The sequence below is a fragment of the Bacteroides cutis genome (genome assembly GCF_900241005.1).
GTDB lineage: Bacteria > Bacteroidota > Bacteroidia > Bacteroidales > Bacteroidaceae > Bacteroides > Bacteroides cutis.
Window position 1 is genome coordinate 141632 of sequence record NZ_OEST01000003.1, and the last position, 16125, is coordinate 157756.

The 16125-nt window shown below is 38.4% G+C and carries 14 protein-coding genes; all 14 read right to left on the reverse strand.

Annotated features, from left to right (window positions below; translation table 11 throughout):
* Positions 1-35: 35 nt before the first annotated feature.
* Positions 36-2861, reverse strand: coding sequence for a M16 family metallopeptidase (locus tag C1A09_RS07875; RefSeq protein WP_101543031.1), 2826 nt, complete (start codon positions 2859-2861; stop codon positions 36-38).
* A gap of 75 nt (positions 2862-2936) precedes the next feature.
* Positions 2937-3740 carry a 3-deoxy-8-phosphooctulonate synthase gene (gene kdsA / locus C1A09_RS07880; protein WP_101543032.1) on the reverse strand — a complete coding sequence of 268 codons (804 nt, stop codon included), beginning with the start codon at positions 3738-3740 and terminating at the stop codon, positions 2937-2939.
* Between the two features lie 88 nt (positions 3741-3828).
* The gene (locus C1A09_RS07885; protein WP_101543033.1) at positions 3829-4755 is read right to left on the reverse strand and encodes a diacylglycerol/lipid kinase family protein; all 927 of its coding nucleotides are present in this window, start codon (positions 4753-4755) and stop codon (positions 3829-3831) included.
* Between the two features lie 79 nt (positions 4756-4834).
* Positions 4835-5755, reverse strand: a complete 921-nt coding sequence (gene miaA, locus C1A09_RS07890) for a tRNA (adenosine(37)-N6)-dimethylallyltransferase MiaA (protein WP_101543034.1) — start codon at positions 5753-5755, stop codon at positions 4835-4837.
* A 268-nt stretch (positions 5756-6023) separates the two neighbouring features.
* Positions 6024-6920 (reverse strand): helix-turn-helix domain-containing protein, encoded by an 897-nt coding sequence (locus C1A09_RS07895; protein ID WP_101543035.1) that lies wholly within the window; start codon positions 6918-6920, stop codon positions 6024-6026.
* A 136-nt stretch (positions 6921-7056) separates the two neighbouring features.
* Positions 7057-8271 (reverse strand): transporter, encoded by a 1215-nt coding sequence (locus tag C1A09_RS07900; protein WP_101543036.1) that lies wholly within the window; start codon positions 8269-8271, stop codon positions 7057-7059.
* Positions 8272-8306: 35 nt separating this feature from the next.
* Positions 8307-8951 (reverse strand): ATP-binding cassette domain-containing protein, encoded by a 645-nt coding sequence (locus tag C1A09_RS07905; RefSeq protein WP_101543037.1) that lies wholly within the window; start codon positions 8949-8951, stop codon positions 8307-8309.
* A 24-nt stretch (positions 8952-8975) separates the two neighbouring features.
* On the reverse strand, positions 8976-10529 hold the full coding sequence (locus C1A09_RS07910; RefSeq protein ID WP_101543038.1) for a DUF4836 family protein: 1554 nt from the start codon (positions 10527-10529) through the stop codon (positions 8976-8978).
* Between the two features lie 23 nt (positions 10530-10552).
* Positions 10553-11251: a 16S rRNA (uracil(1498)-N(3))-methyltransferase gene (locus C1A09_RS07915; RefSeq protein ID WP_101543039.1), complete on the reverse strand. Its 699-nt coding sequence runs from the start codon at positions 11249-11251 to the stop codon at positions 10553-10555.
* 12 nt (positions 11252-11263) lie between these two features.
* Entirely contained in the window at positions 11264-11833 is a 570-nt protein-coding gene (locus C1A09_RS07920; protein WP_101543040.1) for a bifunctional nuclease family protein, read from the reverse strand.
* A 7-nt stretch (positions 11834-11840) separates the two neighbouring features.
* Complete coding sequence (locus tag C1A09_RS07925) at positions 11841-13106, reverse strand: MFS transporter (RefSeq protein WP_101543041.1); 1266 nt, start codon at positions 13104-13106, stop codon at positions 11841-11843.
* 407 nt (positions 13107-13513) lie between these two features.
* The gene (locus C1A09_RS07930) at positions 13514-14695 is read right to left on the reverse strand and encodes a class I SAM-dependent rRNA methyltransferase (protein WP_101543042.1); all 1182 of its coding nucleotides are present in this window, start codon (positions 14693-14695) and stop codon (positions 13514-13516) included.
* A gap of 16 nt (positions 14696-14711) precedes the next feature.
* Positions 14712-15356, reverse strand: a complete 645-nt coding sequence (locus tag C1A09_RS07935) for a 3'-5' exonuclease (RefSeq protein ID WP_101543043.1) — start codon at positions 15354-15356, stop codon at positions 14712-14714.
* Positions 15357-15366: 10 nt separating this feature from the next.
* Positions 15367-15999 carry a DUF5063 domain-containing protein gene (locus tag C1A09_RS07940; RefSeq protein WP_101543044.1) on the reverse strand — a complete coding sequence of 211 codons (633 nt, stop codon included), beginning with the start codon at positions 15997-15999 and terminating at the stop codon, positions 15367-15369.
* Positions 16000-16125: the final 126 nt, after the last annotated feature.

Below are 16125 nucleotides of genomic sequence, written 5' to 3' on the forward strand. Positions count from 1 at the left end.
TTTCAAACAACGCAGCCTTTTAAAGTTATAAGCTATTATTTGCTTTCTGCTTCAGGACTGATCATTGATACTTCAATCTCGTTTTTCTGTTTGAGTAGATCGTCAGCAAATTTCTGAATGTTTTTCATAGTAATGCTGTTTACAATTTGTTCGTAATTTTTAATGCGATCCATACCGGTGAATAAATATTCGTCAATACCACTTAACCAATAATTGTTTTCTTTCAGGTCTTCAGCATGTTTTTTTAGCATGAACTCTTTTACTTTGTTCAGGTTTTCTTCAGTAGAACCTGCTTTGGCAAAATTATTAAGTTCATCAAAGATGATCTTCATTAATTTGTCTCTTTTAGCAGGGGCAGTATCGAAGATTATTTGCAAAACAGCCTTCTCTGTCGGATACTTTCTCAATTGCCCGCCTACATATACACCGTATGTACCACCTTCATCTTCGCGTACTTTGGCTGTGTAAATCAGGTCAAGGATTTGGCTAGTCATATCTAGCAAAATGTCATTTTTCAAATTGTATTCGCAGTTACCACTAATCAAAACAAAGTTAGAAGCTTTGGCTGTCTCTTGTTTACGGATAAATTCGTTTTTGTAGGTACCTTGGCGTATTTCAACTTTATTATCTTTGAAAGTTTCCTTACGATTGATGGCAGGTAGTGATCCTAAGTATTGAACAATCAGCGGTTTCATCTGCTCAACGTCTACATTTCCTACAAAAATGAAAGTAAAGTCGCTGGCATCTTTGTAACGGTCATTGTACATTGACAGAATTTTATCATAGTCCATCTTGTCAATCATGTCGGCTTTAATTCTCACTTGTCTGGGGTGTTTCATATAGATACCAGCTTGAATAGAGTCGCTGAAAGCTATTTGTGGATTCATTTCCATATTAAGCAATGCTGCTTTACTACGATTTTTATACGAAGCGAATGCCTCATCATCACGGCGTGGAGCGGTAAATGTCAAATAAGTCAACTGCATCATGGTCTCAAAATCTTTTGGAGAACAATTGCCATGAATGGTCTCTGTCTTGTCACCGATACCATAGCTGACAGAGGCTTTCTTACCAGCCAATACTTTTTCGAGATTCACAGTACTAAAATTTCCTAAACCACCTACGCTTACAGCATCTAAACCGTTGATATTGATAATTTCTGAATTTGGGAACAAAGAGCTACCACCTAAACTGACACCTTTCATACGGATTTCATCAGCCTTGAAGTCAGTCTTCTTGATAATAACCTTAACACCATTAGAGAGTGTTAAGGTTGTAGTACCGAATATATCATCCTTCTTTTCGGATATGATTTTACCACCTTTCGGAGTTTCTTTCATCAATGGTTCATCAGATACCTTGTCTACATATGCAGTCAACTTCTCAGCTTTTACATCTTTCAGTATTTGTTTGATTACATCTTCCGAAGGTATTTTCAATCCTTCTTTCTCAGGAGCGAGAATGGCAACTACCTGGTTGCTGTCGGTTACAAGTTCCTGCATCATTTGGTTTAATGCAGCTACAGGGATGGCAGGGGCAATTTGGTTAATGATAGCATATTCGTTCTCGATACCAGGAATGGGCTCATTATCAAGGAAATGACGGACATATTTGTTTACATATTCCTCATTCTTACGTTTGTCGCGTTCATTGAAAGCAGATTCCAATTGACGTAGGTATTCAGCGCGGGCACGGTTGTATTCAGTTTCGGTAAATCCGAACTGGCGTGCACGCTCGGTCTCGCGAAGTAGGGTGGCAATACCATTTTCTATGGCATCTTCCTTACAAACTACGATACCGGTAAATGCGTCCTTTGTTTTAGCAACAAAAAAATTGTCATCATAAGTAGTAGCGTAGATATAAGGTGGATTGGCTGTTTGTACCAATTCGTTCAAACGTGCATTCAGCATATTGTTAATGAGAGTAATTGCATAGTCTTGCAATAGATATCCCATATTAGTCTTTTCGGTATCAGGGGTATTCTCGTGTTTGTTGAAAACCAACGCCTGGACATTAGGCTGTTCTTTATCCTTATAGATGATAACGATCGGCTCTTTATTATCATTCACGGGATAATATTCACGCTTGGCAGCATTGGGTTGTGCTGGAATGTCAGAGAACATCTTCTTGATTTGAGCTTCAATAACATCCACGTCTATATCGCCTACTACAACGATACCTTGTAAATCAGGACGATACCATTTTTCATAATAATCTCTCAAGGTCTGAGGTTTGAAGTTCATTACCACTTCCATTGTTCCGATAGGAAAACAGTGTGCATACTTGGTTCCTTCAAACATTACAGGTAACATCTTTTCCTGGAAACGTTGGATAGCACTCATGCGGGTACGCCATTCTTCATTGATAACTCCACGTTCTTTGTCGATTTCTTTTGGATCGAGAGTAAGATCATTACTCCAGTCGTGCAAAATCAGCAAACAAGAATCAATGGCACCTGGAGTGGTTACAGGAACATTGGAGATATTGTATACGGTTTCGTCCACGGAAGTATAGGCATTCAGGTTTTCACCGAATTTCACACCAATACGTTCCAGATATTGTTTCAAAGCGTCACCCGGGAAGTGGGTCGTTCCATTGAAACACATATGTTCTAGAAAATGGGCAAGACCTCGTTGACTTTCTTCTTCCTGAATGGAACCTACTTTCTGGGCAATATAGAAATCTGCTCGGTTGGCAGGAAGACTGTTCTTACGGATATAATACGTCAATCCGTTGTCTAATTTACCTATGCGTACATTTTTATCAATGGGGATAGGTGGCATTTGCTGGGCAAATACTTGTTGGAAGTTGCAGCAAATTATTAGCGCTACAATCCATAAACTGTGTAATAAATGTTTCATTATAGTTATATAATTAAATGTTCTTTGACTTATATGTCGGATACCGGAATAATAAATCACAATATAATGGATAATTTATTCTTTGATGGCTTTGCGGATATGAACCAACTTAGTCAAAAGATTTTCTAGCATGTCGAGTTTCAACATGTTAGCACCATCACTTTTTGCTACTGCAGGATTTTCGTGAGTTTCGATGAACAAGCCGTCTACACCCACTGCAATACCAGCTTTAGCAATAGTTTCAATCAACTGAGGCATACCGCCGGTGACTCCACTGGTTTGATTAGGTTGTTGAAGTGAGTGAGTTGCGTCCAAAATAACAGGAAATCCAAAAGATTGCATTTCAGGAATACCACGATAATCAATTACTAGATCTTGATAACCGAATGTTGTACCACGTTCTGTGAGCATTACATTCTTGTTTCCTGCTTCCACCACTTTATCCGCTGCAAAGCGCATAGCAAAAGGAGAGAGAAACTGTCCTTTTTTGATATTGATAATCTTACCCGTTTTGGCTGCGGCTATCAACAAGTCTGTTTGACGGCAAAGAAATGCCGGAATTTGTAATACATCTACATACTCTGCTGCTATCGTAGCCTCTTCTGCGGCATGGATATCCGTTACAGTGGGAACCCCGAATGTATCGTGTACTTTTTTTAATATCTTCAAAGCTTTTTCATCACCGATACCCATGAAAGAGTCTAAACGCGAGCGATTGGCTTTACGGTAGGAACCTTTAAATACGTATGGAATTTGTAGCTTATCGGTGATGGTTACTATACGTTCTGCTATGCGCATTGCCATTTCTTCTCCTTCGATGACGCAAGGACCTGCCAAAAGAAAGAAGTTGCCGGCAGGATTATTTTTCAGTTCAATCATATTTTGTTTTTATTTAATGTGTAAATAGGAAGTTGATTTATATTATTAAATACAATCATGCCGAAAAAATGTTCCAGTGTTATACCGGTCAGTTTGGAATAATGAGTGTTATTGCTTCGTGCATTACCCCGATGTCCAGTGGAAAGTGCCGGTCGAGGATACGTCCATCCAAATCGACAGAAGCACTTTGTGCGCGAAGCACTTTAACCTTTTGTGTACGATAGGGCATCACGACTTTATGGTTTAGAATTCGGCCTTGGATAAGCATCCATAGACCCGACCAAAGTTGTAGCAGTTCTGGTCGATAGATTACGGAAACGTCTAACCAACCATTATATGGAACAGCACTTGGTGCCTGCCCATATCCCCATGCACTTCCGATGCAAACCGTCATGATGCGTCCACGTATATGTTCTCCGTTTATTTTCAGGTGCATACGATATAATTTCCGTTCAAAAATAATAGAAAGTAATGCCATGAAATAGGAGAGAAATTTCACACCCCAAAAACGTTTGCACTGATCGGTAATTTTTACGATACGTGCACCGAGCCCAATATTAATAGCATTCAGAAAATAACGTGTCAGATGCTTTTCGCCATCGTAATAATAGCATGTACCGACGTCTATCTTCCTACGTCGGTTGTTGATGATACAATCTACCGCTTTCTTGTATTCAGAACTCATTTCCCAATAGTCAGCAAAATCATTACCTATACCGTTTGGGATAATTCCGATTGCTATATTTTCCTTATCTTTCGCATTGGAAAGCATGATACCGTTGATAGCGTCATTCAAAGCACCGTCACCCCCCACAATGACGATGGTACGGTAGCCGTTATTGGCAAGTATACCCGCCAAACGCTCTACCGAACCAAACCCTTCGGATTGCACGTAGTCGTAGGATACGCCCTTACTGTCCATATATTCTTTAATCTCTTTCCACCGTTTCTGCACCTTTCGTGTTCCGGCTTTAGGGTTATATATCACACCCCACTTTTCGGGTTCTACGCTCATGAGTTAATTTACGATTTGACGATTTACGATTGAAAATACTTTATACTTGTTAAGTGCCAATTCTCAATTGACAAAAGTACTAAATCTCTTTGAGTTTTGCCTTTACAAAAGCAATCTTTTCTCGCATTGGCAGTCGGGTATCTATCCAATGGATAGTAAAACCTCGCCTTTCCATTCCCCGAAACCAAGTCATTTGGCGTTTGGCAAACTGATGGATGGCGATTTCCAGTTGACTGAACATTTCGTTGTAGGTCAGTTGACCGATGACATAAAGTGTCAAATATTTGTATTCCAGTCCGTAATAAATAAGATCGTCTGGTTGAATACCTTGTTCTAACAATCGGCGTACTTCATCTACCATACCTTCATCCAGTCGTTGTCGTAAACGTTTGGTTATCTTCTTGCGACGCAGTTCTCGATCAATATCCATACCAATGATGAGGCTATCCAGTTGTGGAAACGAGCATTCGTCCACTGGAGTATGTGCATAATATTCCTCAATTTCAATGGCGCGGATAGCACGTTTAGCAGTATCTACGTCCGTGGTATTATGTAGACTCTTGTAACTTTTCAGAATTCTAGTCAACTCTTCCAAAGACTTACCCAATAAATTGGAACGTAGCTCTGGATTTTCGGGTACGGGTAGTAATTTGTAACCTTTTAGTACGGATTCCATATACATTCCGGTTCCTCCACATAGAACGGGCAGGCAACCTTTTTGTTTAATCGTTTTGTATGCATCCAGAAAGTCACGTTGGTACTCAAAAACGTTGTACTTATAGCCCGGATCAGCAATGTTAATCAGATGATAAGGGATTAGTCTTCCGTTTACGGTATAGTCGGCAATGTCTTTCCCTGTACCGAGATCCATGCCTCGATAGATTTGCCGGGAGTCGGCACTAATAATCTCTGTATCCAACTCGGCAGCAAGTTCAGCGGCAAACAGAGTTTTCCCTGAAGCGGTAGGACCCAATATGGTGATTAAATCATAGTTAGACATATCTGAGATTTTGTTAATTTGAATACAAAGGTATGAAAAAGGAAGTGAAAAGGAGATACTTACTTCTTAAAAGGTGTTATAAAACATGTTTTTCCTTTTGTATAATTTGTGGAAATCTCAAAAGTACATAAATTTGCAATGTGTTTTTCATAGTATTAGATTTAAGGTTAACAAAGGTTGGAGTACAGCGGTACTCCTTTTTTTATATCCTAGAGTCAAGTTTTTTCATTGAATATAGGTGTGTTTAGCTTTTTTTCCCTGAAGAAATTTAATTCATCTGTCTATATTCATTTGGTGAACATCCCACTACCTTTTTAAACAATCGTGTGAAGTGTTGGGGATATTTAAATCCTAAATCGTATGCTACTTCACTGATAGATTTACTAGTGTCGAATATTCTTTCTTTGGCTGTAGCAATCAGTTTTAATTGGATATGTTCTTGAGGAGAATTACCGGTTTCTTTCTTTATTAAATCTCCGAAATAATTAGGGGAAAGATGTAACTGATCTGCACAATACTGTACAGATGGTAAACCGATTTCCTGTGGCTTATCAGACAGGAAGTAGTCGTTCAATAAATGTTCGAATTTCGTTAGAATATCCTTGTTGATATTACTACGCGTAATGAACTGGCGATCGTAAAAGCGCATGCAGTAATTAAGTAGTAACTCGATATTGTTAACGATCAAGTTCTTGCTATGCTTATCAATGGAATGTTGTAGTTCCTCTTCAATATTATGTAGGCATTCCAGGAATGTTCTACGTTCTTGTTCGGATAAGTGTAAAGCTTCGTTCGATTCATATGAAAAGAAAGTATATTCGTGTATTTTGCGTGCAAGAGAAGTACCCCGAAGCAAATCGGGATGGAAAATCAGTGCATAACCTTTAGGTTGGAATACTTCTCCGTTATTAGAAATTCCAACAATTTGCCCAGGAGCCAAGAACACGAGTGTGCCTTCTTGATAATCGTAAAAATTTCGTCCGTAACGCATGTCACCGCATTTAATTTCTTTCAAGAAAACGGCATAAAAACCAAAACGTTGGCGGTGATGTAACATAGGAGCGCATTTGGACCAATCAACTACACTAATCAATGGGTGCAGAGTTTCAACACCCACAAGTTCATTGTACTGACATACATGATCGAGTCTAATTAATTCTTCCATATTCTTATATATCTTAAGGTTACGACAAAGTTAATGTTTTTTTCGTATATAGAATAGTGTGTATGTCGTCAATCTGTAATAATGGTATATATATCTGTAATTTATATAAATTGTTAAAATGGATACTGTATGTTTTTCAGACATGAATTGTTTTTCCTTTCCATATATTTATAGTTTTCTTTCGTATCATAGTCATGTTCAGTAGCGATACAATGAGGAATAGGATACAACCTGTAATGATGCAGGGTAATGATGATCCAGTTTCCAGTTGAGGAAATAGAGCACGAATTGTCTCAGTATAATAGATACGTATCCATGTCACTCCACCAATGGACAACAGTAAGACTAATAGATTGAGGCCTACAGTGAGGATGTTATAAGGAAGTGATACACGATTAGGGCTGTATCCTATTAATAATAGATTTTCCAATTTTATCGTATTCTTCTGGAGTAACAGGAAAATGCTAAGCATCAGAATGTAGAATGACAGAACACTGATGAACAATCCTATCCCCATAACAATACCGGTGATAAGGCGTAAGAAGTATGTAGTTTTACCTGCATCCAGTTTATCACCTTCCGTTTCATAATTCTTTTTTTGAAAGTATTGGGCGATAGCTGTATCAGTTGGATTTTTTACTTCTATGATGAGACGTGATGGGTACGCTTCTCTTTCAGGAGCAAAAGTTTTGTTTGCCCAGTTTATGAATGATTGGGGAACAAGAATCGTATTCAATCGGTTAGAAAATCCGACGATATTACCTTTGTACTGTTCTACATGTTCATTGCCGTGCATTATGATATCCATTTGCATCAGGCTCATCACGCCTTCCGACAATTTAGGGAGACTACGGCTTTGAGCGAAACCAAAGTTGTAAAGGTTCAAATAATTACGGGGAATTATGATGGGAATAATTTTTGAGTCTTTATCGAAAATCCATTTATCCAAACTGACATCTACATATTCGTCGGGTACAGCTTCAAAGAACATTTCTGTAGAGAGATGAATACCAGTTTTTTGCATACTCAATCCAGCGGATACTTTAAAAAGAGAAGGAGTGAATGCTCCCACATTACGAGTAAAGAATTGTTCTTTCAACTCATTAATTTCATCTTTGGAGAAGGTATTATTTTTTCCAGCCAAACTACTGAGAGTACTGATTCTCTTGGTAACAATAATGTAATCTTTTTTTATAAAACTGTCACCTTGCGTGAAGATAGGAAGGATATCTCGGTAGAATTGTATGCTAAGTAGTACAATCATCATACCGAAAAGATTAGCAAGAAAAAAACCTGATAGTTGTCCAAGACTGATATGTTGGCGGAGAAGCTTCCAAACGAGTTTATTCATTGTATAGTGATGTTCTTTATTAAATAAATTCTTATTTATAATTGTAATACTCTATCGTAATTCATCTCCAAATGTTTTCCTATTGAAGTTACAATTATTCCTGCCTTCTGTTTTTCTGCTTCCTCTACGAGTAATTTGCTCATAATTGCACTGTTCTTGTCATCCAAATGACTAATAGGTTCATCCAAAAAAATGAAATCGAAAGGTTGACAGAGACAGCGGATAAAGGCGATACGTTGTTGTTGTCCAAAGGAGAGTTTACCGACTTTTTCGTTTATTTTATTGGTGATACCAAGAGTTTCAAAAAAGGTGAGGATTTCTTTCTTTTTTTTGTAGTTGGTTATTTGATTTTTTAACTGTATATTTTCAAGGGCTGTCAATTCGGGAAAGATACGTAACTCCTGAAAAAGAATACTGAGCGAATACTTGCGTATATCTACCCATTCATTGATGGAGAGAGAGCGAATATTTCGTTCGTCGAAGTTTATGATACCCTGATAATCTCGTCGGTATCCATAGATATAGCTGCAAAGGGAAGATTTACCTGTACCCGAGGCTGCTTCAATTAAATAATGTTTTCCTTTACTGAAAACAATATCTTGATGCCATACGTCGGAAGTAATGACATCACGGTCGGCAAACACTTGAGGTAGTGTTTGCCGTAAGTGAATGCTATTCATTAATCATTAAACGTTTATTATTGACTACATTCCTGCAAACTCTTTAATAAAATCCACTATTTGTTTCAAAGCATTTACTTCTTTATCTTTTAGTTGCAGGGTGAGATTAGACTTCATGTTTTTACCGGTTATGTCCAAATAAGAAATCTTATCGGCAAGAGCATAATAAATCGCATATTCCTTACCACCATAGCTTGTTAACATTTTCACTATCGGCAGAGCGAGAATTGCCTCTACGTTGACAATAAAGGCAGAATGCTTTCCTTTGATAACAGAAGCGTATCCAGTGTCTTTGGCAGATGGATCAATCGGTTTACAGATATTCTTGTATAACAATTCATCATTAGTGGCATACAGCTGCTTGTCATGTATACCGAAGAAAATATTGATGGAGCGTGATTTGTAAACATATTCATTTTCACCCAGTTTTACGATATCTTCTTTATTCCCTAATTTCAGTTCATCTTTTTTCTCGTACAGAGCTTGTAAAGAACTGTCGTTATTTACACTGGCGTATGCTAGGAAAGTAGGAGCATTATTACTCATTGTTATGTTGACAAGCCCTATGGTAATATCCTTTTGGAAAATACTGAATAAATCTTTTACTTCAGCAGCTTTCGATATTGAAAAATTATTGCGGAAGGTTTCGTTTTCTTGTAATAATTTGTAAAACTCTTCACCATTGATACCCATACTGACTAGTGCCAACGTTGATTTTGGGAAATATTTCAAAAATGTGTTTTCAATGGGGAGAGTACTCTTCGCTTGTTTTTCAAGTATCGTTTTCAGTTCTACGTTTTCAGTATAGTTCTCTGCATCTAGTGAGATTTTCCCCTTTTCAAAAGAAAGATTTCCAATGAGAGTCAGGCCTTTTAGGTCAATGTCTTTTGGCATAGCATAATTTATCTGTTTGAAGTATTCACCAAAAATGCTTGAAAAAGAAACAAGGAAATTGATATCACCACTCTGTTTTTGCATCTTTAAGAATGTCGGTTTACTGCTGATACTGCTTGTTTCCGTCTGTTTTAGTAAAGTACTGATGTCTTTTTTGACTTTCTCCAATTGAGAATTATTGTTATAGCTTACAATTAGTAGAGTAGAGGGCGTAAAGGCTATCAGAGTCTGGTTGTCTATTTTTACGAAGCTGTAGTTGTCGGCTTTTTCTATTGCAGTACAAACTTGTTCTTTCTCCATTGCTTTGAGAAATATATGAAGATCCTTCTCATTGGTTACTTTAAGTACCCCTGCGACAGTAGTGTTCAATGAAGGAGAGGTAAATATATAAATAGGTACATTGATGTCTACTCCCGATTTGGAAGGATCTTTCATTATCGCCTCCAATTGTTGATAGGTATCGGCTTTCATACCACTTTTCAGTGCATCCGTCAATTTTGTTAGTACCTCTTTGTTTTCTTTGTCTTTTACTCCGGCTTTTTCAGCCAACGTTTTCACGTTAATGGCCACTACCGAAGCGTCAGCCGGAATAACATTGGTGTACTCCGCTTTCTTTGAACAAGCGCTTACAAACACAATCAGTATTGCCAGTACCAAGAGGTGGGATAATAGACTTTTTTTCATATTCATAATTGTTTTAATGAGTGTTATTGATTTTGTAGATTTAAGATATGGCATGCTACAAGAGCAGCAGTTTCGGTACGTAGCCGAGAACGTCCCAAACTGATGGGAATAAACCCGTTTTTAATAGCATTTTTCACTTCTTCTTCGCTGAAATCTCCTTCGGGACCAATAAGTACAAGGGCATCTTCACCCGGATGCAAAATATCTTTCAACAGTGGTTTTTCTCCTTCATAGCAATGAGCTATAAATTTTTGGCCACTGAATGGTTGAGTAATAAATTTATTGAAATCTGTCATTTCATTTAGTTTAGGTAGACGCGCCTTGAGCGATTGTTTGATAGCGGATACCAGTATTTTGGCGATACGTTCTGTTTTGATGACTTTACGTTCGGAAAAACGGCAATTCAAGAAAGTCAGTTCGTCGAAACCTATTTCAGTTGCTTTCTCTGCAAACCATTCCGTACGATCCATATTCTTGGTAGGTGCCATGGCTATGTGTAGATGTCCACTCCACAAAGTTTCTTGAGGAATAATTTCTAGGATGTTGACGAGACAACGTTTATTGGTAACAGTACTGATTTCGGCACGATAAAAATTCCCTTTTCCGTCAGTAAGTGTCACTCTGTCACCGACTTGCAACCGTAGTACACGAACAGCATGGGTAACTTCTTCATCGGGTAACTCTGTATGATTTTGTATATCAGGAGTGTAGAATACGTGCATTTTTTGACTCTTTTATTTTTGTTGATTGATTAAATCTCTTAATTGTGCAGCTCGCTCATAGTCTTCCTCATCTACGGCCTTTTGAAGAGCGTTTTTTAATTTCTTTAGCATTTCTTCTTTTGAAGAGGGCTTCATATCCAATTCTTGAGTGATAGGTGTAATATCTGCTTCTGTTTTCACACGTTCGGCTTCAAGAATATCCTCATAGATCAGAATAGGAGCATTCATGCGTAAGGCAAGTGTTACTGCATCACTGGTACGGGCATCTACACGAAGGATTGTTTCTTCAGCCTTCAAATAAAGATAAGAATAGAAAACCCCATTATCTACTTTATAAATAAGGACACGCATTAATTTCACTCCCAGTACCTCGAGTACTGAAGCAAATAAATTGTGTGTTAATGGGCGTGGAGGAACAATTCCTTTCATTTCAATGACCATTATTTGTGCTTCTGAGGCACCGATAATGACGGGCAACTTACGTAAGCCGTTCACTTCACCCAAAACCATGGCATAAGCACCTACTTGCGCCTGACTGTTAGAAATGTTCAATACTTGTAGTTCAATCTTCTTTTTGTTCATTTATTCTTTACTTTATATCCTCCGGACGATGTTTGTATTTGAACACAAATGCAAATACCACTGCTACTACCAATGCATAAGCTGCAAATGTATACCATGCTGACTGCCATTGTACTATCTGTGGAGCTTCACTGTTGAAGTCTACAAAATAATTAACTACAGCCTGTGCACCTAATGTGCCGATAGTAGCACCGAAACCATTTGTCATGATTACAAACAGACCTTGTGCGCTGGAACGAATTTCCCTGTCTGTTTCTCTATCAACAAACAAGGAACCGGATATGTTGAAAAAATCAAATGCAACACCATATACAATCATGGAAAGAATAAACATCCATACTCCGTTACCTGGATTACCGGCCCCGAACAGACCGAAACGCAACACCCATGCCAACATGGCAATTAACATTACATATTTGATACCAAACCGTTTCAGAGAGTAAGGTATCAACAGAATGCAGAGAGTTTCGGATACCTGTGACAATGAAATCAGAATATTGGCATGTTGTACACCAAATGTATTGGCATACTCGAGGATATCTCCGAAACTACTGATGTATGGATTGGCATACCCGTTGGTAATTTGTAAGGATACTCCTAATAGCATGGAGAAAATAAAAAAAATAGCCATCTTCTTTTGTTTGAACAACGTGAAAGCGCGTAACCCTAAAGCTTCTACCATTGATTTTGCTTTGTCACTCTTACTAACTGGGCAATCTGGAAGAGTCAGTGCATATACACCATAGAACACACCGATGAGTGCACAGGCAAAGAACTGGCCATAGTTGTTTTGTAGTCCCAACAAATCTACCACCCACATAGAACAAATGAAACCGATGGTTCCGAAAATACGGATAGGTGGAAAGGTTTTGATAGTATCCAGTCCTGCCTTGTCTAAAGCAGTGTATGCTACGGAATTGGACAAAGCTAATGTCGGCATATAAAAAGCAACACTTAATGAGTAGAATGAGAATAATGTACCGAAGTTTACATCGGCTCCTTTGGTCATTCCATAGTATCCGGCAATCGCCATGAACAATGCAGCAGTGAAATGGCTGAAACTTAATAGCTTCTGTGCTGGTATCCATCGATCGGCAATGATGCCAAGGATAGCAGGCATGAATAAAGAAACGATGCCCTGCATAGCGTAGAACATGCCGATATGTTCTGCAAGACCGACATTAACCAAATAGCTACCCATAGATGTGAGATATGCTCCCCATACTGCAAATTGCAGGAAGTTCATGATGATTAAACGAACTTTAATGCTCATAATGTTTTTCTTTATGTTAGACAATAATGTCGGATATAATATTAGATATAATCTGTGTCAATCCGCGTAATCTGTAGTGAAACCTTGCAAATGTAGGTATTTTATCGGAAAGGGGGAAAAGAGAGGAGTGAAAAAAGTGTTTGTAAGGGGGATATAAAAAAGAAGGCTATCTATCCCAGACAGCCAATCTTTATTAACCTTAAATCTAATACCATGAAAAACACAGTGCAAAGATAAATGGTTTATGTTATATAACATAATATTTGGGCGGCGAACCATCTTTTATTAACTTTTTTTATATTTGGCATATTAGATATTTTCTCAGTTTTACATGAAAAATAGGATGGATTTAGGGTAAACAGATGACACGTTTTACAGCAACATTTTATTTGTTTATATTTGTTGTGTTATTCTACATATAGTACGAGACCTTTTAAATATTCACCTTCGGGATGATAGATATTCACTGGATGATCGGCAGGTTGTGTCAACTGGTGCAAGATGCGAACGTTGCGTCCTGACATGGCAGCAGCCGTAAATACAGCCGTTCGGAAGTTTTCTTTACTGACCGCTTGTGAACAGGAAAAGGTGAAGAGTATACCACCCGGTTTGATTTTTTCGAAAGCTTTGACATTGAGTTTACGATAACCTTGTAAAGCATTGCGCAGAGCATCTCTATGTTTGGCAAAAGCGGGCGGGTCAAGTATGATAAGATCGTATTGATCGCCTATACGATCCAGATATTTGAAAGCATCTTCTGCATAGGCGGCATGGCGCGTATCACCGGGAAAATTCAGTTCTATATTCTTGTTTGTCAGGTCAATGGCTTTGGCGGAACTGTCTACGGAGTGTACTAACTTGGCATCTCCACGCATTGCATACACAGAGAAACCTCCGGTATAGCAGAACATATTCAGTATACTGCGACCTTTAGCATAACGTTCTAGTAAAGAACGATTTTCGCGTTGGTCTACAAAAAAACCTGTTTTTTGTCCTTTCAGCCAATCAATATGGAATTTTAAACCATATTCCATGGCGATGTTATCTGAACTTCCACCTTTCAGGAAACCATTCTCTGGATACAGGTCGGCTTTGAAAGGGAGAGTTGTTTCGGATTTATAGTAGATATTGTCAATTTTATCGCCCATTACTTCGCTAAGTGCTCCGGCAATAACCATACGGTCAAGATGCATTCCAGCAGAATGTGCTTGCATCACAGCGGTACGTGCATAGATGTCAATGACGAGTCCCGGCAGATTGTCGCCTTCACCGTGTACCATGCGATAAGTATTATTCACTGGATTTTCTGCAATGCCGATACTGCGGCGCATTTCGTAAGCAATCTGTAATTTATGTCTCCAAAAGTCGGCATCAATCGTTTCTTTCTGATTGAAACTAAGTACACGGACTGCAATACTGCCAATTTGAAAATGTCCTTTGGCTATAAATTCTTTTTTGGCCGTATAGATTTCAACTATTTCTCCTTCTTCGGGTTCTCCATCAAAATGTGCAATAGCACCTGAAAACACCCAAGGATGAAAACGTTTTAATGATTCTTCTTTGCCGGATTTGAGATATACTTTGTGCATGATTATATTGTATTGTTTATCCTTTTTCTGTTGTTATCACTTCTTCTTTTTCAACTTCCGGAGCCAATTCAAAATCTCCGGTACGTTTCAACTCCTGTAAGCGGTTGTATATATTGATACAAGCCCAGGCATCAGTTGCAGCATATTGTTGCTGGGGTTGCGTCAGCACTTCCGCTTCCCAATTGGAGAGACGTTGGCTCTTGGATATTTTTTCCGCAAAAAGAATGGCATATATCTTTTGTAAGCTTTTATCTTGTATACCGAAAGTGCGGACGTATTCTTGTAACTCTATGCAGGAATGTTGTTCAAAAGGAGCTCGTTTGTGTAACATCATGAAGTCATCTCGTAAAGATAACCCTACTTTAATTACATTGGGGTTTTCAAGCAACATAATGACAGGTAGAGTTAATCCTGTTAGGTTCAAGCGGAAGAGGAAACAATGTTCTTCCGATGAGATCTGCAACAAAGCAACCTTGTGAGATTGTCCTTTGGTGAAGGATGGACGTGTCTCACTGTCAATTCCCAGTAGAGGACAAGTCTTCAGGTAAGCCACAGCTTTTTCTGCTTCCAGCGGGGTTTGTACGACATGTATCTGACCCGGGAAGATAGCTTTGGGCATATCCTTCAGTTCTTCTTTATTTATACTTCTTTTGATAACCATAATTTAATGTTTAGTGATGATGGTGATAATCGTGTTCGTGACAGTGGCAATCATCATCATGACAGCATTCATTTTCTGAATTCCCGAACTCTTCAGTTTCTTCTTCCTCCTGTTCTTCTTCATCATCTGTTTGGTTGTATCTCACATCATGTAGGGCTCGCAGTGTGTTCACTAGTTTCTGTCCCCAATATAAGGCGAAATTTTCTTGACAAGTAGCGAGAGAGTCATTCATCGTTTCGTTCAATCCCAACTGGAATACAAAAATAAAATCTTTAATATCCTGGTAGATATCTGCCAGGTCTTCTGATATATTTTTCTTAATAGGCTGATCGCTATATTTCATATCCGATACGAAAACATCCAGATAATCGTCTTTATCGGCCAAAAGACTGGCAAGATTTATGCGAAGTATCTCGTAGGTTTCTTCAGTAACATAGTTTTCGGGAGCTTCGTCACCGATGATTTCACATTTAGGCAGCATGGATGCCTTGAGATAAAGTAGTGGGAGTATTTTTAAAGATGTATCGACGAATACAGGACGTTTCATCATTTCTGCTTGTTCCAGAAACTTGCAGAACTCGGCAGCTACGGTTACGAACTCTATCACGTTACGGTCGAATATCACTTGGCTTTCTTTTTTCATATCTTCTTGATTTAAAACGCAAAGATAGTGCAAACCGAGTGCAGAAGCAAATTTATTTGCATTTTGCTGAAGTGCAACCTATTTTCGCAAAGCAAAGGTACGAAAAAGGTTTGAAAGCATTACTGC

What these genes read in the sequence shown, in the direction of transcription:
- C1A09_RS07875 (WP_101543031.1), bottom strand. Translation starts at nt 2,861, where the DNA reads ATGAAACATTTATTACACAGTTTATGGATTGTAGCGCTAATAATTTGC.
- kdsA (WP_101543032.1), bottom strand. Translation starts at nt 3,740, where the DNA reads ATGATTGAACTGAAAAATAATCCTGCCGGCAACTTCTTTCTTTTGGCA.
- C1A09_RS07885 (WP_101543033.1), bottom strand. Translation starts at nt 4,755, where the DNA reads ATGAGCGTAGAACCCGAAAAGTGGGGTGTGATATATAACCCTAAAGCC.
- miaA (WP_101543034.1), bottom strand. Translation starts at nt 5,755, where the DNA reads ATGTCTAACTATGATTTAATCACCATATTGGGTCCTACCGCTTCAGGG.
- C1A09_RS07895 (WP_101543035.1), bottom strand. Translation starts at nt 6,920, where the DNA reads ATGGAAGAATTAATTAGACTCGATCATGTATGTCAGTACAATGAACTT.
- C1A09_RS07900 (WP_101543036.1), bottom strand. Translation starts at nt 8,271, where the DNA reads ATGAATAAACTCGTTTGGAAGCTTCTCCGCCAACATATCAGTCTTGGA.
- C1A09_RS07905 (WP_101543037.1), bottom strand. Translation starts at nt 8,951, where the DNA reads ATGAATAGCATTCACTTACGGCAAACACTACCTCAAGTGTTTGCCGAC.
- C1A09_RS07910 (WP_101543038.1), bottom strand. Translation starts at nt 10,529, where the DNA reads ATGAAAAAAAGTCTATTATCCCACCTCTTGGTACTGGCAATACTGATT.
- C1A09_RS07915 (WP_101543039.1), bottom strand. Translation starts at nt 11,251, where the DNA reads ATGCACGTATTCTACACTCCTGATATACAAAATCATACAGAGTTACCC.
- C1A09_RS07920 (WP_101543040.1), bottom strand. Translation starts at nt 11,833, where the DNA reads ATGAACAAAAAGAAGATTGAACTACAAGTATTGAACATTTCTAACAGT.
- C1A09_RS07925 (WP_101543041.1), bottom strand. Translation starts at nt 13,106, where the DNA reads ATGAGCATTAAAGTTCGTTTAATCATCATGAACTTCCTGCAATTTGCA.
- C1A09_RS07930 (WP_101543042.1), bottom strand. Translation starts at nt 14,695, where the DNA reads ATGCACAAAGTATATCTCAAATCCGGCAAAGAAGAATCATTAAAACGT.
- C1A09_RS07935 (WP_101543043.1), bottom strand. Translation starts at nt 15,356, where the DNA reads ATGGTTATCAAAAGAAGTATAAATAAAGAAGAACTGAAGGATATGCCC.
- C1A09_RS07940 (WP_101543044.1), bottom strand. Translation starts at nt 15,999, where the DNA reads ATGAAAAAAGAAAGCCAAGTGATATTCGACCGTAACGTGATAGAGTTC.